Source organism: Ureibacillus terrenus, from assembly GCF_006569205.1.
GTDB lineage: Bacteria > Bacillota > Bacilli > Bacillales_A > Planococcaceae > Ureibacillus > Ureibacillus terrenus.
Window position 1 is genome coordinate 130,320 of sequence record NZ_VIGD01000006.1, and the last position, 26,747, is coordinate 157,066.

Consider the following 26,747-nt stretch of genomic DNA (forward strand, 5'->3'; position numbering starts at 1 on the left):
CCTTCTTTTCTTATGATAATGAAAAAAAGAGCAAATTAATATAAAATAATAGTTACGATTTGAACATTCATAATTGCAGACTGACAATAAAACAAAAGAAAATATAGAAATAAGATTTTGCCAAAAAATTTTGTCGCCCGTTTTTGCTGTGAGTAGAAGTAAACAAATATGGAAAGAAGTGTTCTTTATGATGGATCCAAATCATTTTAATTACCACGGCCAGCTGGAAGATAACAAAAATAAAAATGCGCTAAAATGGGCTTTTATTCTTATCACCGGTTTTATGATGGTCGAAGTGGCTGGAGGGCTGATCACAAACAGCCTGGCTTTGTTGTCGGATGCCGGCCATATGTTGACGGACTCTTTATCTTTGGGATTCAGCTTGTTGGCCCTCATCATTGGACAAAAGGAAGCGAACAGTAAAAAAACTTACGGATACCGCAGAATTGAAATATTCGCCGCCCTCCTGAACGGGATGACATTGATTGGCATAGCTCTTATTATTGTGGTTGAGGCAATTCACCGCATTACGGCACCGCCCGAAATCGCCAGCACGGGAATGCTGATTGTGGCAGTGATCGGCCTTTTGGTCAATATAGCGGTTGCTTTTATTTTAAATAGAGGAAAAGGAGATAATTTAAACGTGAAAAGTGCATTTCTCCATGTATTGGGAGATATGCTCGGTTCCGTCGGGGCGATTACCGCGGCTCTCATCATCTTGTTTTTCGGTTGGAAGTTGGCAGACCCCATCGCCAGCATGATTGTTGCGGCGGTCATCAGCACCAGCGGTTTTCGGGTGGTGAGGGAATCTTTCAACATATTTATGGAAGCCGCACCGAGGGAATTATCGACCCTTATCATTAGAGAAAAACTGCTTGAGATTGAAGAAGTAGTGGATGTGGCCGATTTGCATCTCTGGCTGATCACATCCGACTATCCATCTTTCACTTGCCATGTAGTTGTTGCACAAGATGCGGATGAACAGGCCGTTTTGCGGAAAATCCAGAAGATGCTTCACGATGAATTTTCATTGCATCATATGACGATCCAAATTGAAAAGAGATAAAAAAGTGCCTGGCGCTTCAAGGTGCCCGGCACTTTTCGTTGATAGGAAAGCACTCCCTGAATCCGCATATCCCAAGAGATTAAGGATGTTATTCTAAATATTTACATTTTCTCTAACCTCATCAAATTCATAACATCCGCATCCGTTTTGCTAAAGGTACTCATCAGGTATAGGATATTTTACCTCCGAAAAGTTCTTGATCAGCAATTCTTCTTTAATCATTTTTCCTGTTCTCTTATCGTATGTTTTTCGCCAAATTTCATTTTGGCGATAGTTTTTCCCTTCTCTTTGCAAAAAACGATGATTTCTTTCTTCGATATGATATGAGTACGGCATTTCTTCATTGGCATAGATGGCCCCTTTTAAATGCTTGTCAGTCACCCATACTTTGATTTGAAAAGAGTAATCGGTCGGATTATAAAACCGCAAATCCACATAATTATAAAAGACGCTTGCCCCGCTTCCAAACGGAAGGATGCGCCCGGAGTCAGGAAACGGGTCGAAACTATGGTGATGTCTTTCTATCACTACGAGTGGCGTATGCAGGGCCATCCAATAAAGCAGGTTGGCTAGTTGGCAAATTCCTCCGCCAATCCCCGTTTTTACTTCTCCCATTTTAAGCAGCATGCCTTCAATATAACCTTTTGACTTCGTTGTCCGCCCGACAAGTTTCCAGAAGGAAAAGATTCCCCCGGTTTGATGATGACGCCGTCAATTTCACCCGTCGCAATCTTTAGATTGGTAATTTTATTTTCTTGCAACCGGGGATCGCTATTTCCCAATTTTCTTCTTAATAAGGACTGGTGTTTTTTGCAAGTGTAAGGAAAAGTGGAGTTTAATTCCCGCGTTTTGGCAAAACGCTTTCTGTCTTTTAAATCCGCGATTGTCCGGAAAAGCCTCTTTTGTTCTATTCTGGCATGATAGAAAATTGGATGAATTTCAGATAATCTCAAATCAATCCATCTTTCTATCAAATCATATTACTTTATTTATATTAAATATATGACAAAGTGTTTTGTAAAAAAATATAAAAAATTTGAAATTTTAGAAAAATAATAGAAAAAAGCAGGCCGTAATCTCTCATTTGATTTTACAGCCTGCTTTTTATTGCCAACATTTTGCTTGCGAAAGTAACATCTGAAATAAGGAATATCCCCGGTTTAAATTAATTCTTCTCCTTTAATAATCTTTCGATTCTGCTTAAACGTTCATTTATATCATCCGCCCGGTTTTTCAAAATGATATTTTGTTGTTTTTCAAGCATTATCAGCTCTTCTAAACGTTTTTTATTTTTCTTATACATGTTCAATAGTAAAGCACCAATCATAATCATTATTATGATAAATCCCAAAAGAAAGATTGCCGCCAATACATCTCCGACATTTCCTACCGTCGCACCGAAAAGCATCATCGCCATCCCTCCCATTCCCTTATCTTTTTATTCAAACGGAAACCATCTTATTCAATATTTCTATTACGAATAGAAAAAAACCTTCAAAATTCCCATATCATCTTAAATTCGCAAAGTGATTTTTATATAATACGTTGTAAGAATTCATCCAAAGAAAGGAAGCAGCCAAATTTGGAAAATTATTATCTGTTTGTCCTCATGAGCATTTTTCTAATTATTTTGCCAGGTCCGGATACCGCGGTTGTGACAAAAAATACACTCCTTTGCCATCGGATTGGAGGAATAAAAACTTCTTTGGGCATCCTTTGCGCCCTGCTGATTCACACAATGGCGGCCGTACTTGGCTTATCGGCAATTATTGTCAAATCGGCCATTTTATTTTCCATCATCAAATATGCCGGAGCAGTCTATTTGATTTACCTGGGCGCAAAAATCTTGTGGTCATTAATGAAAAAGGGGGAAAAAGAAGAAGTTCACGTGATGATCCCTGACAATGAAAAAACCCCTTGTTTTAAACAGGGGTTCCTGACGGATATCCTCAATCCGAAAGTCGCCATCTTTTTTCTATCCTTTTTCCCTCAATTCGTGAAACCGGGAAGCGGCACCGTTTTTCCCTTTTTAATCATGGGCATCACCTTCACTTTATTGTCGGCCGTCTGGCTGTTCATCTATATTTATTTAATCCATCATATCAGCGCATTGATGAAAAAACCCGTTGCCAAACATCTCATTGAAGGGATTACCGGTTCCATCATTATCGGGTTTGGAATCAAATTGGCATTGGAAAAAGCAAATTAAACGTCGACAATTCAATAAAGCAAAGGGATCCGGCTTCCAACAATCAAGAATAGAAACATTCCTGTAACGATTACCTTCGCAATTTGACGGGGGGATTGATATAAAACCAATATCGTAGCAATCCAAAGCAGCAATTCCAACGGGTTTATCAAATCCCAATACCAAAATCCGAACACAAAAGTCTGGCTTGCCATCACCATAAGGATCACGGATGAAATGATGATTGAAACAATGCTGTCCCCTTTTGCATACCAACAAATTCCTGCCATTATCGGAGAAAGGAAAGTCAGGAATACCCAAATCATCATATAGGACTTCGGAAAAAAGCCGGCTACCGCCACGGTATAAACATAATAACTGGCGACCATACCGGCAAAAAACAAAAATACATTCAGTCCCGCCCTTAGTGGGGATTTGCTGTATACGGCAATTACCGTTCCCAAGAAAATCCAGACTCCCAAACGTGAAAAGAAGTTTCCTAAATCCAAAGTTTGCAGGAAAGAAGGCAGGCCATTGACGGCCGTCATATCCAGGAACTTTGAAATAATGCCCAGACTGATTCCGCAGAGCAAAATAAAACCGGTATACCATATCTTTTTGGATAAAGGAATCTGTTCCGCTTTCCGAATGTTCATGAATATCTCTTTCATTTGACACACCTTAATCTCCTTAGAATTCCACTTTTCTATTTTAAGTACGAATAAAACCTTGAAATGGATTCGATTTTCTGCAAAAAAGAAAGGGCCTTGCAATCATGCAAGGCCCTTTCTTTTCCGTTCATGTTTGATACTGATTAAAAACCTGAAACTTGCTTTCGTTCATAAAATTCTTCCCAATCATGATAAATGGATCGAAGTTCATCATCGAGGTAAGTCAGCGCCTTTTCTTTCAAGTCGGCCGGGACACCATAATAGCTTTCCGCAATGGCTCCGCTGATGGCGGCCAACGTGTCGCTGTCGCCGCCAATCGAAACGGCCGTACGCACGGCATCCTCAAAGGAAGTGGATTCCAGGAATGCTTTGATTGCTTGCGGAACCGTTTCCTGGCAGGACAATTTAAACCCGTAGGAATCCCTGATTTCATCAATCGTAAAATCCAATGGGTAATAATTGCTCTCAATTTTTCTCCGGATTTCTTCTTTTGAAAACCCGTTGCGAGCCATATAAATGCTGACAGCCACCGCTTCGGCGCCTTTTATTCCTTCTTGATGATTATGGGTCACCCGTGTAACCGCTTCGGAAAGCAGAGTCACTTCTTTTTCCGTCTCCGCTGCAAATCCGACCGGGCTAATCCGCATCGCCGCGCCATTCCCAAAGCTGTTGTAAGGCTCCGGCTTGTCACTGTAAACCCATTTTTTGAACATGCCCCCATAACCGCAATTTGGATATTTCCGGCCAATTTCTTGCATATATTGAACGCTTGATTTTTCAATTTCCAAATAATAAGCGGGATTTATATTTCTATAGGAAGGTTTAAACTTTTTCTCTGTTTCCATGATGGCTTTCGCTACTGCAAGTGTCATGATGCTGTCATCCGTCACTTTGCAATCTTTTGTAAAAAGGTCGAAGTCTTTATTTTTATAGTTATTCAACTCGAAACGGGAACCTGCGATATCACCAATAATTGCGCCAATCATCCGGCTTCAATTCGCACTCCTTTTAAGTTTCCATTGGGCATTTGTACCTAATTATCCCTACCATTAATTATAATCACTTTTCCATTGAATGGAATCAAAAAGCTCAATAAACCCCCTTCAAAAAATTTTTCTAAACACCCCTTCCTTATAGCTTCATAAATGAATTCAAAAAAATTTTTTAATTTTCTCCTTGCTTTCATTTTATTTTCAGAAACGCCGTCTAGAATGAAAGACAAAAGGAGGAGAAGTGAAGATGAAAACGAGAATTTCAAAGTGGGTTGTTTTCTGCAGCATTCTCTGTCTTTTGTTTTTGTCTGTGAATGTTATTGCCTATGCGAAAGATCACCACAAATATAAAGATGACTACAATTATCTCAACGTTGATCATGACGGTTACTACAAAATTGATAACTACAAAGTTGATCAAGCGGATTACCACTACCGCGAAAAATTCGAAAAATATGATGACAATGATGATTATTTCGGCGAGAAATTCAGAAAACATGATGACGACGATGACGATGATTACAAATGGGGAAGATCCGAATACAATTTCCAAGGAAATTTAGGCCGACCTTCCTACTGGAACATTTGGACAAGAGATACGAACGTCACTGTAAGCAATAACCTTCCTGTTCAGGAAGCGAAAACCGTTCCTTTTGAATTGGACGGAAAAACAACAAACCTGTTAGTACTGCCTTCTGACGGACAATTGCTCGTTTCCGGAGAAAAAATGGCCGACTTTCTCGGAATCAAAAGCAAATTCTACGGCCAAAGCCGAATTTTGGAACTTTCGAAAAATGGAGAAGAATTGATCGTAAGAGCCGGTACGAATGCTGCTTACGAAAACATGGTCAAAACACCATTGCCAACCAAAGCCATTTATTATGAAAAAACTGTATATCTTCCTGTTTCTGTGATTGCCAATGCCTTTGGATACAGCGTAGACTGGGACGAAAGCACAGGTACATTCACTTTGGAGCAATTTAAATAATGAGGTGATGGAAATGAAACCAGGAAAAAAAGCGAAATGGATCGTCGGCATTGCAGGTACTGCATTTACTGCCTTTGTATTAGGGCAATTGGATGATACACCAGTTTATTCTTCAAACACGAACAATATCGGCATGGTTACGGAAGTCAATGATTCCATGAGCGAACGCGAAAAAGAACTTGTCCAACTTGATTGGAGCAACTTTACTCTCGAACAAAGGGCCGATTACTATGATTTCTCTACTAGAAGATCATAATAACGCTGAAATGGAGTCCCTCCAATTAAATATCATGAATACCACTTTTCGTATAAACATCGAAAACCACAATGGAATTGAATGGAAGGGGGAAGTCATTTCCTTCCTGGAATATATCAATCAGGAATTTTCAAGATTCCGCAAAAACAATGAACTCTGGCGTTTTAATGAAGCCAAACGGAATCAGACCATCCGTGTTTCCCCCATTCTTTACGACATGCTGAAAAAAGCTGAAGAGTATCGGCAAAAAACAGGGGGCAGATTCTCCCCCTACATGCTCATTCCTTTGGAAAGCCACGGTTATTCCCGATCCTTCCCTTTTGTTTCAGCAAAACATGAAGAATCAGCCATCCATTATCAATATGAAAACAACCCGCTTGTTTTCAAAGGAGATTTTCAAATCACAAAAAATACGGACCAAAAAGTTGATTTAGGCGGAATCGCAAAAGGATATGCAGTCGAAGCTGCCGCAAAATGGCTGAAGCAGCATACCGGCAGCAAATACGGCATCGTGGACGGCGGCGGCGATATGGCCATTTGGTCGGATGGACAAAAAACATGGAAAATAGGAATCAAAAATCCTTTTGATGAAAGCCGGACGATCGGATCATTTTCCATCCAAAACGCGGGAATTGCCACATCAAACATCGTGTACCGCAGCTGGATGCAAGGAAATCGGAAAAAACATCATTTATTGGACGGAAGAAACGGCATGCCCGTTGAAACGGACATTGTCCAGGCAACGGTAGTAATGGAGCATTGCATCGATGCCGAAGTCGGTGCCAAAGTTTGCTTTATGTCAAAGGATGATTCGATTGATTCGATTCTTTCCAACATCAGCAAAAAGTTCAGCTATGTGCTTGTGAAATCCGATGGAAACATCATAACAGGAGGGAATAAAACTTATGGACGTGTTTACTAACTGGAATCTCATACGCGCTTCAGGCTTTCTTGCCTATTTTCTATTGACCCTTTCCATTATGGCCGGCGGTATGCAGAAATTATCCGATTTTCAAAACCACAAACCGCTTTTGATGGAACTCCACAAAATCAGCGGTTGGACCGGAGTATTGACCGTTGTGTTCCATGGAACTTTGCTATTGGTAGACAAATATGTTCCTTATAATATTGTGGAATTGTTGATTCCATTTGCGGCTGAAAACGAACCTTTCCATTCCGGAATCGGAACCCTCTCCTTCTATCTGTTCTTAATCGTCATGGCCACTTCCGATTTCTTCATGAAAAAACTCGGTTTTCAGCTTTGGAAAAAACTTCATTTCCTTGTGTTCCCTGCCTGGGTCTTCATGACTCTCCATGGCATCTTCATTGGAACGGATTCCGGACAGGTCTGGGCCATCTTCATCTATTGCGCGAGCATCGTTTTGATTACGGCTTTGCTTGTTATGCGGATTCTTGAAGGCAAAGTGAAAGCCGTAAATAGCCATAAAGCAAGTTAATCTTTTGAAAACCGTTTTTCCACCCTTGCAGTGGCCATAACAAACCCATCCTAACACGAAAATTGAACCCCTCATTCATATAAATCGTGATTTGGAGACGAATCCTGCCGCTGCAGGGGTTTTTTTTATTCAAATTAAAAAGAAAAGGCAACCGGAAAGATTTTTCCGGTCACCTTTTCTTTATTTTTTATGGAATGTAATAATAAACTCGGTTCCTTTCCCTACTTCGCTTTTCACCCCAATCTCCCCGCCATGCGCCTCTACAATCGTCTTGGCAATGGCCAGTCCAAGGCCCGTTCCGTTTCTTTTTCTTGAAGCATCTCCACGATAAAAACGTTCAAAAATATGCTCCAAATCTTTTGGCAAAATCCCGATTCCCGTGTCCTTTACGCTCAGTACGATTTTTTCCTCCCGGCAAACCAGCGAACAAGTAATGGAACCTTCTTTTGTGTAGCGGACCGCATTATCCAGCAATATATAAACGAGCTGCTGGATTCTCGCCTTATCCCCTTTCATCACCACGCCGTCTTGAATCTTTTCTTCCAATGCAAGATGGGATGGAAGGGTTCTTTTAAATCGATTTAATAAAGAACGGATCATTGAAGAAAGATCCAATTCCTCTATATTCAGTTCAACACGGTCCTGGTCGCTTCTTGCCAAAAACAATAAATCATCCAGCAATTTATGCATCATTTCCGCTTCCTGTCTCATATCTTCCAGCACTTGTCTGCCAAACGGGCTCAAATTTTCCTGTTCTTCGCTTTCCAAAACATCAATGGAGCTATAAAAAACGCTTAGCGGCGTACGAAGTTCATGGGAAGCGTCGGAAACAAATTTCCTTTGTTTTTCATAAGACCGTTGAATCGGCTTCATCGCCTGCTCTGCAAAGAAACTTCCGGCCAGGGCAAACAGCAAGCTAAATACAACCGTCAGGAACAATAAAATCCAAACGATGTTTTGAATGAGATGCTTTTCATCTGTTATATTCTTTCCGACAATCACACTGCCGATTAATTGCCCGTCAATTTTAAGAGGATAGTAGATAAAAAGCACATGCGCTTTGTTCCACTCTGTTTCTTTTACTATCGCTGAAGCCTGTGGACGGAAACCCGTTTCTCCAATATATTTTGCAAAGTCTTGGACGGTTTCTTCCCCTTCGATTAAACGGAAATCCGTGTCAAATACGTAGTAAAATATATCCCTTTCCGGCCTATATTTCACCGGTTCAATTTCTTCAATTTCCTCTTCGTCGTAGTCAGGTTCTTCGCGTTCCGGTTCTCCATACTCTTCCACAATAACTCTTTTTTTACGTTTCCCCTCCAGTATTTGTTTTATTTCACCTCCCCTATATCTTTTAAATAACTCTTCGATGAATTCATGGCGTTCGCTTTCATAATAACGTTCCAATTCTTGGACTTCCTGTTTGTTAATCGCATTGGAAATAAAAAGATAGAGCACAGTAATGAAAATAATTAGGATAAGTAAAAGCGATCCCGTGTAAATCAATGTAAGTTTCAATTTGACCTTCTTAAATTCCATTTTGATCCCTCAATTTATAGCCGACGCCTCTCACATTTTTAATGATGGACGGTTTTCCGGGCACATCCACTTTCTTTCGCAGCAGTTTCACCAAGGCATCCAAAGCGTTATCTGTAATTTCCGCATCAAATCCCCAAATTCTCTCGATAATCATTTCCCGCGGCAATACTTGATGCTTATTTCGGAGCAACAATTCCAGCAATTCGTATTCTTTTTTTGAAAGTTCAATGACTTTGCCGTTTCTTTTCACTTCATGGGTATTTAAATTCAGCTCCAAATCGTCAAATGTTAAAGTCTCTTCAAAAGGTTTGTCGACTCTTCGCGACAATGCCCGTATCCTTGCAACAAGCTCTTCAAATTTAAAAGGCTTGATCAAATAATCGTCCGCCCCCGAATCCAATCCTTCCACCACATCTTCAACGGAATCTTTGGCGGTCAAAAACAAAATGCCTCCATTATAACCGTTTTCTCTTAGACGTTTGCACACTTCCAGGCCGCTTAATTCCGGCATCATCCAGTCCAAAATGATGACGTCATAGTCCGTGAACATGGCATAATCATAGGCGCTTTGGCCATCCTTTACCCAATCCACCCGTCCATATTCCTTTTTCAATAAATGATAGACCATTTTCCCCAAGTGCTCATCATCTTCGGCAAATAATATGTTCATTCATCTTCACCTTCTTGAGTACAGTCTTTTTTATTAGCGTATCAAAAAAATCTGAAAAGAAATTGAAAATTTCTTATACTTCAAGGATAATTAAAGGCTTTTTATTTTATATCTGCATTCGGCAACCTTATTTGTACGGAGTGATTCAATTTTTCTGCACAACTTTGATAAAGAAATGGGCCGACCTGTCCGAATGCTGTTTCATCCGGCAGCCCAAAGAAAAACTTCTCCTCCGGGAATAATAAAAAACGCTTAAGGTCAGCCCTTAAGCGTTTTCTTCAACGTCTCGAATGCACTTCATAAATGGCGAATTTCAAATAGTCCCCTTCATCGGCGGCGAGCAATTTGGGATGGTCATAGCCGGCGCCGCTCCAATACACTTCGCGCAACACTTTTTTGGCATCAAACGCCGCATCGGCAATCATCTCCCGGAACTTGTCAGGGCGGACATGGTATGAGCAGCTTGCAGTGACTAAAAAGCCGCCGTCTTTGACAAGCTTCAATCCATTAAGATTGATGTCTTTATAACCGCGCAGCGCTTTCCGGACGGCATTGGCCGATTTCGCAAATGCCGGCGGATCAAGGATGACGACATCCCACTGTTTGCCGTTGCGCACTGCCTGGCGCAAATAATCAAACGCATTGTCGACCACGAAGTCGACGTTTGTAAAGCCGTTTAAGGCCGCGTTCCGTTTCGCCGTTTCAATCGCATGTTCGGAAATGTCCACGGCAGTGACATGTTTTGCCCCATATAGGCAGGCGTTTAACATAAATGAACCGGTATGGGTGAAGCAGTCAAGCACCGTTGTGTCCGGGCCGATCAGCGGGCGGATGGCGGCGCGGTTTTGCCGCTGGTCGAAGAAAAAGCCGGTTTTTTGGCCATTTTCAATATCGACAATATATTTGACGCCGTTTTCCTCGATTTCAATTTCCGTTTCCGCTTCCCCATACCAAAAACCTTTTTCTTTCTCCAAACCTTCCAATTCCCGTACGTTTACATCATTGCGCAAATAAATGGCCCTCGGTTCAAATACTTCAAGCAAACCGGTCAAAATCCAATCTTTATGTTTTTCCATTCCGAGCGCCAAAATTTGCACCACAAGAACGTCCTCATATTTATCGACAATGAGACCCGGCAAAAAATCAGCTTCCCCGTAGACGGCGCGGCAGGAACGGACACCCGGTATCATTCGTTCGCGGTATGCCCACGCCTGGCGGATGCGGTTGACAAAAAACTGTTCATTCAGTTCATCATCGGGGTTCTGCGTCATCACACGCACAATGATTTGTGAAGCCGGATTGATATATCCTTTCGCCAGCCAAAATCCCTCATGGTTATAGATATCAACGAAGTCTCCGGGCGTGATTTCTCCTTCGATATAATCGACTTCGCTTTGGAAAACCCAAGGATGGCCTTGTTCAAGACGCTTCTTTCGTTTCCGGTTCAAAACAACTTTTGCCATCTATCTGTTTCACTCCCATTCGATTGTCAGTCGTTGCGTTATAATAATAGCGAATCCCGCAAAACTGCGCAAACATTGGGCAGAAAGTCGGTTGACAACCGGCAGTGGAGTGATATGATAAACGTAAATTAAAAATTGCATGATGTTGAAACATCCACTAGGGGTGCCTTCAGAAAGGCTGAGATCAAAGTGTGCCTTTGAGACCCTTAGCACCTGATCTGGGTAATACCAGCGTAGGGAAGTGGAGAGGAGTTTACAAGGGCAACATGGCGTTGCCATCATAAATTGTGGGCTCATGCCGCTTTCTTTACGCTCGTCCGTAAAGAAAGCGGCTTTTTTATTATAGAAACTGCTTTATATTGAGGGGAGAGGTTCAAATGAGTGTTCAACATTATGATGTCGTGATTGTCGGCGGCGGGGTAATTGGTGCCGCGGCAGCCTTCGAACTTTCCAAACGGCAGCACCGGGTCGCCATATTAGAAAAACGGACAGCGGCTTGCGAAGCATCAAGTGCGGCAGCCGGCATGCTGGGGGCGCAATCGGAGTTTTTCTCGCCAAGTCCGCTCGTGCCGTTCGCCCTAAAAAGCCGGGCCCTTATGCTATCCTTGGCGGTAGAGCTGAAGGATCGGACAGGGATTGATATCGGCCTTGTGGAAAAAGGAATGATCAAAGTTGCAACCACAGAGAAAGAAGCGGAAGAGCTCCAACGCCATTTTGAATTCTGGCGAGAAACGGATTATCCGGTGCGCTGGCTGACGAAAGAGGAAGCGGTTGAGATGGAGCCGTCTCTTGCAAAAGAAGCAATTGTTGGAGCCATGTACATTGAAGGCGACGGGCAAGTGAGCGCTCCGGATTTGGCCAGGGCCCTCGGATATGCCGCGATTTCGGCCGGCGCCCAGCTGTATGATTATACAGAGGTATTGAACATTCGTTCCGAAGACGGCATCCATCTCGTCGATACAACGAATGGGACGTTTGCCGCCGGGGCGGTTGTCATCGCCGCGGGTGCCTGGACTGCACGGCTCGGGGCAATGATCGGCCTTCCTCTTGCCATGTATCCGGTCAAAGGGGAATGCCTCATGGTACGCACACAGGCTCCATTGCTGCGGACAACCATTTTTGCCAAAAACGGCTGCTATATCGTACCGAAGCGGGGCAATCAACTTCTTATTGGCGCGACCTCTACACCGGAGACATATGACGGCCGTGTGTCCGCTGGCGGAGTGCTAAGTCTGCTTCACCGCGCAACCGCTCTTGTACCGGACATCCAACAAGCTGAATGGATCAAAACATGGGGCGGAATCCGTCCGCAGACAAAAGACGGCTTGCCATACATCGGGGAACATCCGGAGCGGCAAGGACTGTTTGTCGCGGCAGGCCATTACCGGAACGGCATTTTGCTTTGCGCACTCACCGGCCGTCTGATGGCAGACTTGGTTGAGAGGAAAGAAACGGGGATCGATTTATCGCCGTTTTCATTGACCCGGCATGCAGAACAAGACACAATCACTCTGATAAACTGAAAATATACGGCTCGAATCTTTTTATTTATTCGCTCTTTTCGCAAAGTTTAATTTCAAAACAACAAAGCGAATGGGAGAACCTTTTTCTCTTCCCATTCGCCTTATTTTTTTGAAAACAGTAAAGTTCAGATTTTAGACATGAGTAATAATCAAATATAATTTTACACTCGCGCCAATTTCTCGGCAGTATAATCGTAGCCAACAACTTCTCCCTTTGGAGCGCCGGTTGATTTTTTATCTTGCTTATAACCCAGCAATGGGAATACAAGCTCTGCAAATTGATATGCTTCTTCTAAATGAGGATAGCCTGATAAAACAAACTTATTGATGCCAATTTCCTGATATTCGCGGATGCGTTCCGCCACTGTTTCCGGATCTCCAACAATTGCTGTTCCGCAGCCTCCGCGCACAAGGCCGACCCCTGCCCATAAATTTGGGTAGATTTCCAGATTGCCGCGTTCCCCTTTGTTCAATTCTGTCATTTTCTTTTGTCCGACTGAATCGTAGCGTTTAAACACTTCTTGGGCTTTTTTAATCGCCTCATCATCAACGTATTTAATTAAGTCGTTTGCCGCCTTCCACGCTTCTTCATTTGTTTCCCGGACAATGACATGGACACGCAACCCAAATTCTACTTCACGGCCATGTTTTGCCGCTTCTGCCCGGACTTTTTCAATTTTCTCTTTCACTTGTCGAGGCGGTTCCCCCCATGTCAAGTACACATCGGAATGCTTTGCCGCCACTTTGATTCCCGCATCGGATGAACCGCCGAAGTAAATTGGTGGGTGAGGCTTTTGGATGCCAGGGAACATGATTTCCCCGCCTTCCACTTTCAAATGTTTTCCTTCATAATCCACTTTTTCTTCCGCCAACAAGGCGCGCCAAATATCCAAAAATTCATCTGTGATTTCATAACGTTCATCATGGGAAGCGAATATGCCGTCTCCGGCCAGTTCCACCGGATCTCCCCCGGCAACAACATTGATCAACAAACGTCCATTTGAAATTTGATCGAGCGTCGCTGCCATACGTGCCGCAACAGTCGGTTTCATCACCCCTGGACGAACCGCAATCAAAAATTTTAACTTTTGAGTCACTGTTGACAACGCTGACGCTGTTACCCAAGGATCGTTGCATGATTTTCCTGTCGGAATCAATACTCCTTCGTAGCCAAGCTCATCAACCGCTTGCGCAATTTGCTTAATGTACGGGAAATTTGTTTCGCGTGCACCTTTCGTTGTAGCTAAATATCTGCCGTCTCCATAAGTTGGAATAAACCAGAAAAAGTCCATCACACTCTCTCCTTTTTATAAGAATTTGTTATTCAACACCTTCAAAGTTGGTTTGCCATTTCAGCAATTTTTTCTCCAATAAACGGACAAGGGAATCAGTTAATTTTCCGACCACTCCGAAAATGATGATGCCGACGAATACCTTATCTGTCTGGGAAAACTGTCGTGCATCCATAATCATATATCCGACCCCTGAACTGGATCCCATCAACTCAGCCACAACAAGGCTGAGCCAAGCAATTCCAAGGGATAGGCGAATTCCGACAAGAATATGGCCAAGGGCTGATGGCAGAATTAATTTAGTAACCTTTTTCCATCTACTAAATTCCAATACTTGCGCCACTTCAAAAAGTTTCATATCAACAGAACGTATGCCATTATAAGTGTTTACATATAACGGAAAGAATGACGCAAATGCGATGAGCAATATTTTCGATAATTCATCTAATCCAAACCACAAGATAAATAATGGGGTTACCGCTAAGCTTGGAATTGTTCTCAGCATTTGCATCGTTGGATCTAAATAGCTTTCAAATTGCTTTGAGAAACCTACAAGAAAGCCAAGAATCAAGGCGATGCCGCCTCCGAGCAAAAAGCCTGCTGCAGCACGATAGATGCTAATCTGCAAATGTTCCAATAACACACCGCTAATAATCAACTGATAAAAAGTTGATACAATTTGAAGAGGACTTGGAAGAACTGTTACGGAAACAAGACCGCTTGAAGAAACTATTTGCCAAATGATGATTACAAGCAGCGGGAAAACCAATCCTTTTCCCCAAGCCGCCGATGATTTTTTTGCTTTTTTCCCGCCGGCAATCGGCTTATTCAATGCCTGAGCCCGGACCATATCACTCACCACCTTTTAATAATTTCTCAATAAATCGGTTCTCCACTACTGTTTCCACATCGATTTTGTTGCCAAATACGCCTTGTTCCACAAACAAATCCGCCACTCTCTGTTGGCTCTCAATGACATCTTCCTCAATGACTTGCATCTCATATGGCGTATTTTTTAAGACTTCCTCCACAACGACAGGGTCAAGCCCTTTTAAGTCTGCAAAAAATTGCACCGCTTCCTCAGGATGCTCATTCAGCCAATCGGTCGCCTTTTTATATACTTTCAGATAAATAGATACCAGCTCAGGATTTTCTTCTATAAAATCTGTCCGCGCAATGGTGAACAATGGACTAAATACACCAATATCCTCACATTTTATCAGCGCTTTTGCATGATTCCCTACAGTTTGATAGGAAATAAACGGTTCCCATGTAGCCCATGCATCCACTGTGCCATTTTCAAATGCAGGCTGCGCCTCATCCGGCTGAAGCTGGATAATCTCAACCTTTGACGGGTCAACCCCCTCTTTATCAAAAGCTTCATATAACAAACCATAAGCACTGCTTCCTTTCGCAACGGCAACTTTTTTTCCTATTAAATCTTTAATAGATTTAATGTCGCTATCTTCCGGAATTAAAACTGCATTATTGGTTTTACCTTTGGATAATAACGCTATTTCTTTAAAATCAATGCCTGCTGCTTGCCCAGAAAGCGGCGGTGTATTTCCTACCTCTGTAATATCCAGTTTCCCTGCGGCAATACCTTCAAATTGAGGGGGGCCGCTTTGGAATTCAGTCCAATTGATTTTAACTCCGACTTCTTCAAACGCTTCTTCCAGCCATCCTTTTTCTTTTGCTATCCACAAAGGGGAAAGGACTTGCTGAATTCCCAGATTAATAGTTTTTGTTGAAGATGAACTGTTTTTATTTTCACTTTCCGAATCAGATGAACAAGCAGCCAATAACAAAGCAAACAATGCTAACATAAATAGAAATCGTTTTTTCATAATCCATACCTCCTAGATGCCTTCTCCATCCCGATATTTTTCATATTCCGTTTTTTCAAATTCCTGTAATACCCGCTGTCTTACATCCTGATATGAAGGACTTGTTCTTGAGCGCGGATAACTTAATTCAACAGGGACGAGCTTTTCCACTCTTCCCGGATTTGCACTCAAAATCGCAATATGTGTCCCAAGATACACCGCCTCGTCAATATCATGGGTTACAAGCATCATCGTGATCTTCTTGCGTTGCCAAATATCGATGAGCACATCCTGCAAATGTTGGCGTGTGAACGCGTCCAATGCGCCAAACGGTTCATCGAGCAACAATATTTCCGGATCCCGGATAAGAGCCCTCGCTATCGCTACCCGTTGCGACATACCGCCCGAAATTTCGCTTGGATATGCTTTCTCATAGCCTTTGAGCCGGACAATTTCTATTATTTCATCCACTTTTTCGCGGACTTCCGGATCTTTCAGATTTAAGTCTGCCGCGATATTTTGCTCCACCGTCATCCAAGGAAACAAACGATGTTCTTGAAAAATAAACCCTTGAGCAATCCCCGGCTTTTCCACTTGACGTCCATTGACGATGACGGCACCGCGGTAATCCGTATCCAGTCCGGCCACGATTTTCAGCAACGTACTTTTGCCGCAACCGCTCGGCCCAATAATCGTTAAAAAATCTCCTTTATTAAGCGTCAACTGAATATCGTCGAGCACAAGCTTCCGTTCTTGTTCAATGCGAAAGTTCTTTTCTTGAATCGAAATCTTTACCCCCATACATAAACCTCCCCCAATAAAAAAAGACAACAAGAGACCTTCACCATGCGTTTATCATGAATGGCATGTATGAAGACCTCCAGTTGTCTGGCAAGTCTTGTTTATTATTTCTGATTTTACTAAGCAGAGACTTAATATTGTTTAATACCTAGTAGTTTTATATGTTTAATATAAAATAATCGTATAAAAATGTCAATACTTTTTCTTTGCTGGTTTTCATTCGTTTTTCTCTTGCATTATCACAAACTCATTATTTCAGTGCCTTGACACTTCAAAAAGGACAAAAATTCTCAAGCAAGATCTAACAATGCAATGATTTTCCTTCCTCAGATTCTCTATGATATTATTTCAGTAAATATGAAAGAAGGATAAGTGAATGCCATGGGATTTTCAAATAAAACCGTGATTGTTACAGGTGCAGGAAACGGGATTGGAAAAGGGATTGCGTCGCTTTACGCGAAAGAAGGCGCGAATGTCGTTATCGCTGATATCGATGAACATGGCGGAAATCAAGTTCTTCAACAAATCAAAGGACAGGGCGGAAAAGCAATTTTCGTAAAAACCGATGTCAGAGTGGAAGAAGATATTGTCCGGTTAATGAAAGCTGCCCATGAAGCATATGGCCGCATCGATATTTTAATCAATAATGCGGGCATATCGGTATTTAAATCCCCGTTCGAATTAACGGTCGAAGAATGGGACAACATTATCAATACAAATTTACGAAGCGTCTTCCTGGCTTCGAGGGAAGCGGCAACATATATGCGGCAGAACCGGGATGGCGGTGCAATTGTGAATATCGCCTCCACGCGCGCCATTATGTCCGAACCGAATTCGGAAGCTTATGCGGCCTCCAAAGGCGGCATTGTCGCTTTGACCCACGCCCTGGCCGCATCATTCAGCGAATATCGGATTACCGTCAATGCCATCTCTCCGGGCTGGATTGAAACGGGCGATTATTCAAAATTGCGGAGAATCGACCATGAACAGCATTTCTCAAAACGTGTAGGCAAACCGGATGATATTGCCAGAGCATGCCTCTATTTAACGTCAAAAGAAAACGACTTTGTTACAGGCATCAATCTGGTTGTCGACGGCGGTATGACGAGAAAAATGATTTATGTGGAATAAAAAATAGGAGAAGCCTGAACTATGCGGGTTGTTTTCATGGTTCGCGGCTTCTCCTTTTTTATATGACATTTTTACGCCAGCATCGGTTTTTTTATGTTTCGAATCCGCAGGAAAAACGCGGCAGCCCAAAGAAAAGACACCGACCAAAGAAATCGGAAAAGAAACCCCCGTTTCCGACCGTGGATGAACGGGAGATTGCCGCGCTGCACAATAACAAAATCAATCCCGTGCTTCTCCAGAAAGGAATGGCTTTCTTCGAATGAATTTTCATTAGATGAACCCGGTGATATCAAGAGTCTCCATTTGCTACAGAAAGTTAATGTTGTTTTCTGCCGCCTCCTGATGCTGATATTTGTACTCTTCCCATCGTTTCCGGGCAAAGTTCCGGTATTTATTTGAAATTTCCCTGCCAGTTAACAACCGGGAAAATCCCCTTTTCGCTTCCGCAAGATCCCCTAATCGGAGACTTATTTCCGCAACCAAATATTGTATTTTTTCTTCGCTCTCTTTGTTGGCTGCGCGGGACTTATTGAACAAGTCCCTTGCCGACTGCAGATAGCGCTTTTCGGACATCCGATCTTGTTTTAACCGATACAGCCAGGCAATTTTTAAGGCGAAATTCGCCAAGACAAGTTCTTCTTCCATGGAAGCTTTTGCGACCAAATAAGCCATTTGATAACTTGCAACGGCTTCATCAATTGTCCGTTCTCTGCAAAGGTTCATCACCTTTTGCAATTTGTTGATATAACTTTCACCGGCGAGGGAAAGAAATGGCCCATAAGTCCGCGTCATCGACTTATGATAGGCGTATCCGCAATGCGGACAAACAGCCACTTCATATAACAAGGGATTCACCCCTTCGTATATCGGCATAAAATCCATATCCTGCCCTTTCACTTTAAAACGGCCGGGGCGGACTTTATATGTTGTATAACTCTTCCTGCAAAAATTGCACACCATCTTGCTTTCGTAATAATCCAGATTAAATGACATATCATACCAATCCCTTTAAATTTTTCAAAAAAATGGAGAATAATAGGAAATTTATAACAATGAATAAATAGACTATGAATCCAAGGTCTTTCTTTATATTATAACTTTTAACCCTGATATTTTGATGATGAAAATAGGAAAATTTCATTAAAATTGCAGAAATTTATGAAGCAAGAGAGATTTTGCAAACGCATGGTTTGACCATGAAATCAAAAAACGCACACCATCCGGAATGGTGCGCGTTTGCAACTTTATTAATCTGGCAATGAATTTTTCATATCATGATTCATTCTTTTCCTGCCCGATATTCCATATCTTCTCCAAATCAATGAGGAAATGAGGAGAATCAAACCGGCCGAAGCGCCAATCAGCTGGTCTAATAAAAGCTCGCCTTTTGCGAAATAGCGGATCATGAATACGCCGCCAAAAATAATCATGATAATTACTGACAATCGAATGAAAAATAAATTTACTTTCATAATCAATCCCCCTCCATTTTTAATGAGCCTGAATCCGAATGCTGTATTTTTGAACATTACTCCAAAGCAGGAGGAAGCAAAGAAAAGCTTAAATAACTGCTGATTCCTAAAACCGCAGCCAGCCCGAAATAAATCAGAAAGGTAAAAAGTTTGGTTTTACCGTCTGTTTGATAATAGGAAGCCGTTTGTTCAACCCGTTTATGTATGTTCTCCACTTCCCGTTCAAAGCCAGAAATAAACGCCTGTTTCTTTTGTTCTCTTGTTCTTTCCCTTTCTTCTTCCGACATTTCTTTTTCATGTTCTTGTTCATCATTTAATATATCCAATGTTTCCAGCAATTCCCTTTCTTCTTTCAGATTCTTTTCCAAGGATTTGGCGAAATATTGCAAATGTTCGTAAGTGGAAGTTTCCGCGATATTTTTCAATGAAGCAAGCATCTCTTGATATTCTATTACACGTTTCCGGTCGTCACTAATATTTTTTTGTATTTTCCGAATGGAAGACCATTGAAAAAGCCCCAAAAACATCATGACAAACGCCAAAAAACTTTGGCTCCAAATGGCAAAAACCAAAAGCAGAATCAAACCAAGCCCCCACAATTTTGTACTGATGGCGGAAACAATACGTCCCCCGTCAAGAGGTGTGATCGGAATCAGATTGAACAGGTTAAGGATTGAACCCAACACGATTACCAATGCCCAAAAACTGTCTTTTGTAAACATGTACAACGGTACGGCGGGCAAAAAGGCAAGCAGCCCAAATAACGGACCCATATATGCTATAAAAGCTTCTTCCTTGGCATTCTTCGGCTGTTTCTTCGTTCCAACGACCGCGCCCATGAAGGGGATAAAAATCGCCGGACTCGTCGGGATGTTTAATTTCCTTGCGGCATAGAGATGGCCGCATTCGTGTACAAATATCAAATATACAAGGGCCACCGCAAATTTCCATCCATACAATGCCGCATAAGTTCCCAAGAAAATCAACATGCTGATCAAGGTTTTTAATTTGAGAAATTTTAGGAACGGAAGCAGCCATTTTAATTTGCCGACCAAAAAAAGGGCGGCTACGCTGAGGATGCCCCAAATCGAATTTTTCTTTCTTGAAGCTTCCATAATATCACTCCAGCTGTTCAGTATCATCACAAATTTTATAAAAAGTAATCTTATGTAAAACGTTTAATTTTAAATACGTTTATTATAGCGAAATTGTTTCATCCTATTCATTTCCATCTGCTTTTATACACTTTTCCTCTCATCGGCAACTGCGAAATAAAAAAGCAGAAGACATTTTATATCCAATGTCTTCTGCTTAAGGGAAATGAATTTTCCTCTTAGCTTGCGGGCCCTCCAATAAAAGCAGGCCTTCGAAGATCAGGATTTTGATCCGTTTTATTAAAAACTTTGCCAAAGACAGTCCTTTTCCATATTCCGCATTTTTCTGATCAGCCCGGCATCAACCTTCTTATTCTTCCGCTTTCAATACCAATTTCACGATGGATATAAACGCCCCGTAAAGCACACCTGCCACCGGCCAAACCGCCCAGGTAACCTCCCATTTCATGCCAGTCAAAGACCATGCAAGATAAACCGCAACTACGACACACCAATACGCACCGCTGATTCTGCCAATCACGACGGATGATTTTTTCTTCCCTATTGTATAATCCCCTTCTTGAAGCAGTTTTTCATAACTTCCTTTCACAATGCCGACCCTTACAAACATGTTTACGGCAATCGCAATCATTACCAGAAGCAAACCGACCATCAAGGTGATAATATAGGTTTTATGTGTAAGCAAGCCGCTGATGATGAGTGGCAAGCAGCTTAAAATACATAGGACCACACCGATTGACACGAATAAATTAAACTTGCCGGTAAACGCGTTCTTTTTCTCCCGCACCATTCCGCTGACGCCATATTCCGTTTCAATCGCTTCTGTATTGAGATAGTCGTACTTTTGCGATTCGTTGGCGCACTTGATAAAGATAAACACTCCCACGGTAATCATAAGCAATAAAGCGGTGATGCCTATACCGCCGGCAACCTTGTCGGTAATGCCAAAGAGTTTGTCGTCCGCCAATCCCGAAAGGACGATTAATATCGAAGGAGATAAAATGCAGAGCGATACGCCGAATGCAATCAAAGGTGCCTGTTTTTCCTGCAATTTCAAAAAATCCACCGCTTCTTCCATGCTCACTTTGCGAATGTTTCTTGACTCTTCCGGCGCTTCATCCATTGGAAGCGGAGATGCCATCTGCCCCAATTCATCTTTCAACAGATAATCGGTCGTCACGCCAAACAATTCGGCCATTTTTAAAATGCGGTTCAGATCCGGCACCGATTGGGCGCTTTCCCATTTGGATACAGCCTGCCTTGAAACGCCGAGCTTTTCCGCCAATTCTTCCTGGCTCCAACCATTCTTCTTTCGTTCTTCCCTGATTTTGTCTGCTAAAATCATTTTTCATCATCCTTTTTTATTCATTATTTGCTTTTCTTTTTTCAATCACATCCTACCCAAAAGGAAAGTTGCATTCTATAAAGTCCGTTTGGAAGTTTGTCAACTGCCGGTTGCAACCCGCGCCGCCACTGTATTTTTGCATGTATCCAAACATTTTGAATCTTTCTCGTTACACTCTTATGTTAAGAACTCTTTATTATTATTTTTCTTCGCCGCACTGGCACATTCCTTGCAGTGACACAAACCCTTCAAAAACATCTTCAAGTGAAATATCCATAAATCTGGCCCGTTGGTGATTATGTTGAAGGCGCTTTCAAATCAAATTCTTTGTATGACCAAAAAAAGAACGAATTCAATAAAGAATTCGTTCTTTTGAAATATTCCACATTATCCGAAAAAGAGGCTATTGAACAGCCCTTAATTCAATTTCGCCAAAATCTCCCGAATAAATGCAGGTTCATCTTTCGGCGTGCGGGATGTGATGAGGTTTCCGCTGACAATGACTTCTTCGTCGCGATAATCCGCCCCGGCAAGTTTCACATCATCCCGAATGCCGATGTAGCAAGTCGCCGCTTTCCCTTTCAAAATATCCGCGCTGATCATCACTTGCGGCCCGTGGCAAATACCGGCAATCAATTTGCCCTGTTCATTGACTTCTTTTACGAAACGGACAACATCGTCATTGACACGCAATGCTTCCGGAGAACTTCCGCCCGGAATGATCACGGCATCGAAATCCTCCGCTTTCGCCTCACTTGCGCCTATATCCGCAGTATAAGTGACGGTGCCCTTTTTCCCTTTGCACTCCGCACCTTTTTCCAAGCCGACAATCACCGCTTCGTGGCCCGCTTCTTTTACCGCTTCATATGGATTTTTCATTTCCGAATCCTCGAAATTATTTGCAAGTAAAAATGCAACCTTTGCCATTAGAAAACCTCCTATTAGTAATCTTATAATATTAGTATAATTTATTTTTGTATAAAATTGCAAAATATGAAGTTTCCTATAATTTCATTGAATCGGTTATCTCATCCGTTTCCTTATCCAATAGTTTTTAATTTGCCTATGGGAATGCCACTTTTTAATTACCACGCATAAAGATTTTCCAGCTAGATGAACGTGTGTTTTAAACACCAATGGCATACCCCAAAAATGAATCCGGCCGTCAAGAAAAATGAGTGGAACAGCATCGATTCAGGCGACAATAAATCAAAACTTCCAAATAAAAGGTTCAGAAATAATGTCGGTATAAAAAATACAAGCATGCAGCCAAGAGGATACAGAAGCCCTTTGTATTGATGAAAACATTTATCGATCAAATGGATAACTCCTAAATAAATTGGAAAACAGATTGTTAAAAAGATAATTCCGCCATAAAACAAGATGGCAGCCAAATCCCCGCCTAACGTTTCATTCCACACCCATTTTAAAATAAGCATGTATGAGAAGATTCCGGCAATAAACGATAACACAGGGCTTAAAATATACAATCCGATATTTCTCATCAACACGCGCCCCCTTTCCAGTTATTGTATATGCTTTTAGAAGAAAGTAGAATACAAAAAATCAAAAATATAGGCGCAGCCACCCCTGCAAAAACATAAAAAATCAAACCCCTTTTGCAAGGGTTTGATCACAAATTCCATTTATATAAGCTTAATTTAATAATCACCGGATTTAATCAGCTGTTATTTTATTTTCCAATAAGTCCGCGTCCCATTATTAACTAAAACCGCATAAGTCGGCACTTGAAAAATGATAAGAAATAAGGTGAGCAGATCAATGGAAGAGGCCGCTGCATTTAAAAGTATGAAAAACTTGAATGCCGGTGTAAGCAGGCCAAATTTCCCCAATAATAGCGGGAACAGGACTGAAATGATTAGGTAAGGCGTTACCGTAACCAGAATAAATCTCGATTTGGTTATTTTCTCTTCTGTTGTGACAAACGCTCCAAATCCATTTATTCCCACATAGGTTTTCTTCGATTGAATAAAATTTGGTATAAAAATTAAATGAAGCAATTCATGCAGCACCAATAAAAGAAGCAACCATAAAAATGAACTGATAGGAATCGAAAAACGGATCCGGTCATCATGAATCCCAAACTCACTAAGCGAAATGCCAGAAAAGGTTTTGATAATCCAAAACGAAATGCATACCGCAATCACCATAAAAGGGATGGATAATAAAAATGCTCCAAGAAAAGTTTTTGGTTCTTTTAAAGGATGCCATTGCGCCCGAATCAGCTCTTCGTGTTTAACAGGATCCACATTGGGCAATTTCCTCACGAATTTCATTCCGCTCAACCCGCTTTTATTAACAAATATCAATTTTCCATTGTTTATTTTTATGTTCCAAATAACCTCTCACTTTTGCTCTTTGTTTGTTTCGTTCCAGATTGTTATACATCTCATCCTGATTTAAAGAACTGCACTCTGTTTTTCCTGGAAAAAAACAGGAGAAGGAAACCGATGAAATAGGCAATGCAGGATGCAAAAAACAAACGGAAGATCCCCGGTGTTCCAAATAAATAAAAACTTATTGGCAAGGACAAAATAAAAGCGATGAACATCAGATACTCTTTTTGGATGAATGAAGAAAAAATTGCCAATAAAGCAGGGAGACACAACATCATAAATGTCGTCATCACCGTATTTCCTTCAACTGGTGTGGATGAATAAGGATTATAAAAAACAAAAATAACCCACAAGCCAATACTGAATAATCCAGCTATTACACCAAAAAGGATGCCGGCAAGCCTCACTTTCAACCCCTCCTCTGTTTTCAAATCCGTCATCGTTATTCCCGCTAAAAAGGAACCTTTCAGTATTTTACTGCAAAATATTCCTTAAATTTCAAGGGTAAGAAAATATTTTCAACCCTTTTCTAAAATCGTACCACTATTAATCATTTTAAAACATCTCTATCTATTTAAAAATTCTGACATTTATTTCAAAACGAACTTTGGATATTTCCTATTCATAATAGTGATCTGTTTCTCTAAATGGGACTTCAATCTGGCATGATACTTTTCCCTTTGGCGATTATGTTCTTCTCATCGGCGATTTTCTTATCCGGATTGGCGATTAATTGACTTTGGAAAATGTTTTATATTAACAGCCTGAAAATAATCGAGCAGCCGTTTTCCAAACAGTCAATGCTTTTACCTTTTTATCTAAGTATTTTCATGTTATTCAATCTTCCGCCATATAATGATTGTTGTATGCCAAGCAAAGGAGGAAATGTGTGCAGGAAAAAGAAGTGCGTCTTCAAAAGATTCAACACCTTGCCCATGAAATTATGTATGAAATCAATTCTTTGGAAGACCAGAGGCAGTTTGAGGATTTAAGGGTTGTAGTTGACAACCTGTCCCGCGCAATCGGTGAATTTGCGGATCCATACGGCTGTTTTTCTTTGGATTACATTGAAGATAAATTGGAAAAATCTCATTCGATCATAAACCCCCTTTCCCTTGGGCATCAGGGTGTACATATATGCTCACTTCGCCGACACCTTTATAAACCTCCCTTTGAGAAACGGGGGTAATGGATACCCAACCGAAAATTGTTCCATTTTCGTCATAGACATATCGAAGGGATGGATGATATTTTTTATCCCATTCATCCATGGAAGGTACGGTTGTTTCAAATGTCGCTATGCCTGTATCAATTCCTGATTGATAAATTTTCAGCACTTCCGGAATATCCTTCTTTTCCAAAAATCTGATCATTGCACATAACCCCTTTATTTTTGACACATTGATCCTTGCCTGAATAGTTATTTCAATGTTTCCCAATCAACATCAGCCGCTGCTTTTTTCGAACTGGCATTCCCGAATTGCAAAGCTAGACTATTTTCAAACCCTATCCTACTGGTGCCCACATGGTGGAATCCTCTTCAATTACCAATGCATGTAAGGATGTTTCATCTTGGAGTTCTTTTTAACCATATTATCAAATTCCTCTTATTTTCTGTTAAAAAATATGAGCTTCTTTATTGCAAGGGGGGGACTTATGTATCATTTTTTTTACAAATCAACAATACTTTAATCTTTTTATGAAAACCCTTACATAATAAGCTATACTGAATAAAAAGGGGGTTTGATGTTATGGGCAAATTAACCGGCAAAGTAGCAATCATTACAGGTGGAGCTTCAGGAATTGGCGCAGCAACCGCAAAACTTTTTGTGGAAGAAGGCGCAAAAGTTGTTATTGTTGATGTGAATGAGGAAAAAGGAAAAGCCTTTGAAGAAGAATTAAAAAATCAAGGCGGAGAAGCGCTTTTTGTACAAGCGGACGTAACCAATGAAGAAGATGTTCAAAATGTATTCGCAAAGGCAAAAGCCTCTTTCGGCAAAGTTGATATTCTTTTCAACAACGCCGGTATTGGGGCTGTGAAACCGACAGATGAACTTCCATTCAGTGAATGGCGGAAAACAATTGCCGTTGACTTGGACGGTGTATTTCTGTTTGCACGTGCAGCCATCAAAGAATATTTACAATCCGGCGGCGGTGTCATTGTTAATACCGCTTCGATGTACGGCTTGGTAGGTGCCGCAGGAAGTGCCGCCTACAATGCAGCAAAAGCCGGGGTTGTCAACTTTACCCGTTCCATTGCGTTGGAATATGCTAACCGAAATATCCGGATCAATGCGATATGCCCTGGATTTATAGACACTCCAATTTTAGGGGATACAGATCGGAACGGTTTAATTGAGGCGACACCGATGAAACGCTTGGGTAAACCGGAAGAAATTGCAAAAGCCGTCTTATTTTTAGCAAGCGATGATTCATCCTTCATGACCGGAAGCGCCCTGGTTGTTGATGGTGGCTATACGGCGCAATAAGGCAATTCATTTCTATAAAAAAGGTAGAGGGTCAAATCCCTTCTACCTTTTATTTATTATTTTCATTTTGACAATCTTTTCCGTATAAATGCCGGTTCATCTATCA

At 41.5% G+C, this 26,747-nt stretch carries 30 protein-coding genes and 1 riboswitch; of the genes, 9 read left to right on the forward strand and 21 right to left on the reverse strand.

Annotation, left to right across the window (positions count from 1 at the left end):
• Positions 1 to 187 precede the first annotated feature (187 nt).
• Entirely contained in the window at positions 188 to 1,066 is an 879-nt protein-coding gene (locus tag FKZ59_RS06325; RefSeq protein WP_328215923.1) for a cation diffusion facilitator family transporter, read from the forward strand.
• A gap of 150 nt (positions 1,067 to 1,216) precedes the next feature.
• On the opposite strand, the gene FKZ59_RS14910 is transcribed toward FKZ59_RS06325, so the two are convergent.
• From FKZ59_RS14910 to FKZ59_RS06335, 3 genes are all read right to left on the reverse strand, one after another.
• Complete coding sequence (locus FKZ59_RS14910; RefSeq protein ID WP_342777675.1) at positions 1,217 to 1,753, reverse strand: VanW family protein; 537 nt, start codon at positions 1,751 to 1,753, stop codon at positions 1,217 to 1,219.
• Positions 1,669 to 2,019, reverse strand: a complete 351-nt coding sequence (locus FKZ59_RS14915; RefSeq protein WP_246045834.1) for a VanW family protein — start codon at positions 2,017 to 2,019, stop codon at positions 1,669 to 1,671. Before FKZ59_RS14915 ends, FKZ59_RS14910 begins: the two co-directional genes overlap by 85 nt.
• A 212-nt stretch (positions 2,020 to 2,231) precedes the next feature.
• Positions 2,232 to 2,477: a hypothetical protein gene (locus tag FKZ59_RS06335; protein WP_141601907.1), complete on the reverse strand. Its 246-nt coding sequence runs from the start codon at positions 2,475 to 2,477 to the stop codon at positions 2,232 to 2,234.
• A 171-nt stretch (positions 2,478 to 2,648) separates the two neighbouring features.
• Here FKZ59_RS06335 and FKZ59_RS06340 point away from each other — a divergent pair, with 171 nt between their 5' ends.
• Complete coding sequence (locus FKZ59_RS06340; RefSeq protein ID WP_141601908.1) at positions 2,649 to 3,275, forward strand: LysE family translocator; 627 nt, start codon at positions 2,649 to 2,651, stop codon at positions 3,273 to 3,275.
• 11 nt (positions 3,276 to 3,286) lie between these two features.
• On the opposite strand, the gene FKZ59_RS06345 is transcribed toward FKZ59_RS06340, so the two are convergent.
• The gene (locus FKZ59_RS06345) at positions 3,287 to 3,925 is read right to left on the reverse strand and encodes a hypothetical protein (protein WP_141601909.1); all 639 of its coding nucleotides are present in this window, start codon (positions 3,923 to 3,925) and stop codon (positions 3,287 to 3,289) included.
• 143 nt (positions 3,926 to 4,068) lie between these two features.
• A complete protein-coding gene (locus FKZ59_RS06350) occupies positions 4,069 to 4,911 on the reverse strand; it encodes an ADP-ribosylglycohydrolase family protein (RefSeq protein WP_141601910.1) in 843 nt (280 codons plus the stop codon).
• 253 nt (positions 4,912 to 5,164) lie between these two features.
• On the opposite strand from FKZ59_RS06350, the gene FKZ59_RS06355 reads away from it, so the two are divergent.
• From FKZ59_RS06355 to FKZ59_RS06370, 4 genes are read left to right on the forward strand one after another with little or no spacing between them, the layout of a single operon-like run.
• Positions 5,165 to 5,905 (forward strand): copper amine oxidase N-terminal domain-containing protein, encoded by a 741-nt coding sequence (locus FKZ59_RS06355; protein ID WP_141601911.1) that lies wholly within the window; start codon positions 5,165 to 5,167, stop codon positions 5,903 to 5,905.
• 13 nt (positions 5,906 to 5,918) lie between these two features.
• Positions 5,919 to 6,161, forward strand: a complete 243-nt coding sequence (locus FKZ59_RS06360) for a hypothetical protein (RefSeq protein WP_141601912.1) — start codon at positions 5,919 to 5,921, stop codon at positions 6,159 to 6,161.
• Positions 6,136 to 7,083: an FAD:protein FMN transferase gene (locus FKZ59_RS06365; protein ID WP_141601913.1), complete on the forward strand. Its 948-nt coding sequence runs from the start codon at positions 6,136 to 6,138 to the stop codon at positions 7,081 to 7,083. The genes FKZ59_RS06360 and FKZ59_RS06365 overlap by 26 nt, the downstream gene beginning before the upstream one ends.
• Positions 7,067 to 7,618 carry a ferric reductase-like transmembrane domain-containing protein gene (locus tag FKZ59_RS06370; protein WP_141601914.1) on the forward strand — a complete coding sequence of 184 codons (552 nt, stop codon included), beginning with the start codon at positions 7,067 to 7,069 and terminating at the stop codon, positions 7,616 to 7,618. Before FKZ59_RS06365 ends, FKZ59_RS06370 begins: the two co-directional genes overlap by 17 nt.
• A 180-nt stretch (positions 7,619 to 7,798) precedes the next feature.
• Here the strand turns inward: FKZ59_RS06370 and FKZ59_RS06375 are convergent, their stop codons facing one another.
• The 3 genes from FKZ59_RS06375 to FKZ59_RS06385 form a co-directional block, all read right to left on the reverse strand.
• Complete coding sequence (locus tag FKZ59_RS06375; protein WP_141601915.1) at positions 7,799 to 9,157, reverse strand: sensor histidine kinase; 1,359 nt, start codon at positions 9,155 to 9,157, stop codon at positions 7,799 to 7,801.
• Complete coding sequence (locus tag FKZ59_RS06380) at positions 9,147 to 9,827, reverse strand: response regulator transcription factor (RefSeq protein WP_141601916.1); 681 nt, start codon at positions 9,825 to 9,827, stop codon at positions 9,147 to 9,149. The genes FKZ59_RS06375 and FKZ59_RS06380 overlap by 11 nt, the downstream gene beginning before the upstream one ends.
• 278 nt (positions 9,828 to 10,105) lie before the next feature.
• Positions 10,106 to 11,290: a class I SAM-dependent rRNA methyltransferase gene (locus FKZ59_RS06385; RefSeq protein ID WP_141601917.1), complete on the reverse strand. Its 1,185-nt coding sequence runs from the start codon at positions 11,288 to 11,290 to the stop codon at positions 10,106 to 10,108.
• Between the two features lie 149 nt (positions 11,291 to 11,439).
• Positions 11,440 to 11,547: riboswitch (TPP riboswitch) on the forward strand.
• A 120-nt stretch (positions 11,548 to 11,667) separates the two neighbouring features.
• Between FKZ59_RS06385 and thiO the strand changes: the two genes are divergently transcribed.
• Complete coding sequence (gene thiO / locus FKZ59_RS06390; protein WP_141601918.1) at positions 11,668 to 12,813, forward strand: glycine oxidase ThiO; 1,146 nt, start codon at positions 11,668 to 11,670, stop codon at positions 12,811 to 12,813.
• Positions 12,814 to 12,974: 161 nt separating this feature from the next.
• On the opposite strand, the gene ssuD is transcribed toward thiO, so the two are convergent.
• The 4 genes from ssuD to FKZ59_RS06410 are packed head-to-tail and all read right to left on the reverse strand — an operon-like array spanning position 12,975 to position 16,732.
• Positions 12,975 to 14,105 (reverse strand): FMNH2-dependent alkanesulfonate monooxygenase, encoded by a 1,131-nt coding sequence (ssuD, locus tag FKZ59_RS06395; protein WP_141601919.1) that lies wholly within the window; start codon positions 14,103 to 14,105, stop codon positions 12,975 to 12,977.
• 28 nt (positions 14,106 to 14,133) lie between these two features.
• Positions 14,134 to 14,955: an ABC transporter permease gene (locus FKZ59_RS06400; protein WP_141601920.1), complete on the reverse strand. Its 822-nt coding sequence runs from the start codon at positions 14,953 to 14,955 to the stop codon at positions 14,134 to 14,136.
• A 1-nt stretch (position 14,956) separates the two neighbouring features.
• Positions 14,957 to 15,952: an aliphatic sulfonate ABC transporter substrate-binding protein gene (locus FKZ59_RS06405; RefSeq protein ID WP_141601921.1), complete on the reverse strand. Its 996-nt coding sequence runs from the start codon at positions 15,950 to 15,952 to the stop codon at positions 14,957 to 14,959.
• A gap of 12 nt (positions 15,953 to 15,964) precedes the next feature.
• Positions 15,965 to 16,732 (reverse strand): ABC transporter ATP-binding protein, encoded by a 768-nt coding sequence (locus FKZ59_RS06410; protein ID WP_141601922.1) that lies wholly within the window; start codon positions 16,730 to 16,732, stop codon positions 15,965 to 15,967.
• Positions 16,733 to 17,113: 381 nt separating this feature from the next.
• Between FKZ59_RS06410 and FKZ59_RS06415 the strand changes: the two genes are divergently transcribed.
• Positions 17,114 to 17,863 (forward strand): glucose 1-dehydrogenase, encoded by a 750-nt coding sequence (locus FKZ59_RS06415; RefSeq protein ID WP_141601923.1) that lies wholly within the window; start codon positions 17,114 to 17,116, stop codon positions 17,861 to 17,863.
• A 306-nt stretch (positions 17,864 to 18,169) separates the two neighbouring features.
• On the opposite strand, the gene FKZ59_RS06420 is transcribed toward FKZ59_RS06415, so the two are convergent.
• From FKZ59_RS06420 to FKZ59_RS06465, 9 genes are all read right to left on the reverse strand, one after another.
• Entirely contained in the window at positions 18,170 to 18,856 is a 687-nt protein-coding gene (locus FKZ59_RS06420; RefSeq protein WP_141601924.1) for a DUF2225 domain-containing protein, read from the reverse strand.
• Between the two features lie 254 nt (positions 18,857 to 19,110).
• The gene (locus tag FKZ59_RS06425) at positions 19,111 to 19,335 is read right to left on the reverse strand and encodes a hypothetical protein (protein WP_141601925.1); all 225 of its coding nucleotides are present in this window, start codon (positions 19,333 to 19,335) and stop codon (positions 19,111 to 19,113) included.
• Positions 19,336 to 19,391: 56 nt separating this feature from the next.
• On the reverse strand, positions 19,392 to 20,450 hold the full coding sequence (locus FKZ59_RS06430) for a site-2 protease family protein (protein WP_181733210.1): 1,059 nt from the start codon (positions 20,448 to 20,450) through the stop codon (positions 19,392 to 19,394).
• Positions 20,451 to 20,799: 349 nt separating this feature from the next.
• Complete coding sequence (locus FKZ59_RS06435) at positions 20,800 to 21,795, reverse strand: helix-turn-helix domain-containing protein (RefSeq protein ID WP_141601927.1); 996 nt, start codon at positions 21,793 to 21,795, stop codon at positions 20,800 to 20,802.
• A gap of 417 nt (positions 21,796 to 22,212) precedes the next feature.
• Positions 22,213 to 22,722 carry a type 1 glutamine amidotransferase domain-containing protein gene (locus FKZ59_RS06440; protein ID WP_141601928.1) on the reverse strand — a complete coding sequence of 170 codons (510 nt, stop codon included), beginning with the start codon at positions 22,720 to 22,722 and terminating at the stop codon, positions 22,213 to 22,215.
• Between the two features lie 182 nt (positions 22,723 to 22,904).
• The gene (locus FKZ59_RS06445; protein ID WP_141601929.1) at positions 22,905 to 23,300 is read right to left on the reverse strand and encodes a hypothetical protein; all 396 of its coding nucleotides are present in this window, start codon (positions 23,298 to 23,300) and stop codon (positions 22,905 to 22,907) included.
• A gap of 183 nt (positions 23,301 to 23,483) precedes the next feature.
• Positions 23,484 to 24,092 carry a DUF3267 domain-containing protein gene (locus tag FKZ59_RS06450; protein ID WP_141601930.1) on the reverse strand — a complete coding sequence of 203 codons (609 nt, stop codon included), beginning with the start codon at positions 24,090 to 24,092 and terminating at the stop codon, positions 23,484 to 23,486.
• 113 nt (positions 24,093 to 24,205) lie between these two features.
• Positions 24,206 to 24,592 carry a hypothetical protein gene (locus FKZ59_RS14695; RefSeq protein ID WP_181733211.1) on the reverse strand — a complete coding sequence of 129 codons (387 nt, stop codon included), beginning with the start codon at positions 24,590 to 24,592 and terminating at the stop codon, positions 24,206 to 24,208.
• A gap of 657 nt (positions 24,593 to 25,249) precedes the next feature.
• Positions 25,250 to 25,525, reverse strand: a complete 276-nt coding sequence (locus FKZ59_RS06465) for a GNAT family N-acetyltransferase (RefSeq protein ID WP_246045835.1) — start codon at positions 25,523 to 25,525, stop codon at positions 25,250 to 25,252.
• Positions 25,526 to 25,903: 378 nt separating this feature from the next.
• Here FKZ59_RS06465 and FKZ59_RS06470 point away from each other — a divergent pair, with 378 nt between their 5' ends.
• The gene (locus FKZ59_RS06470; RefSeq protein WP_141601932.1) at positions 25,904 to 26,641 is read left to right on the forward strand and encodes an SDR family NAD(P)-dependent oxidoreductase; all 738 of its coding nucleotides are present in this window, start codon (positions 25,904 to 25,906) and stop codon (positions 26,639 to 26,641) included.
• Positions 26,642 to 26,747 lie beyond the last annotated feature (106 nt).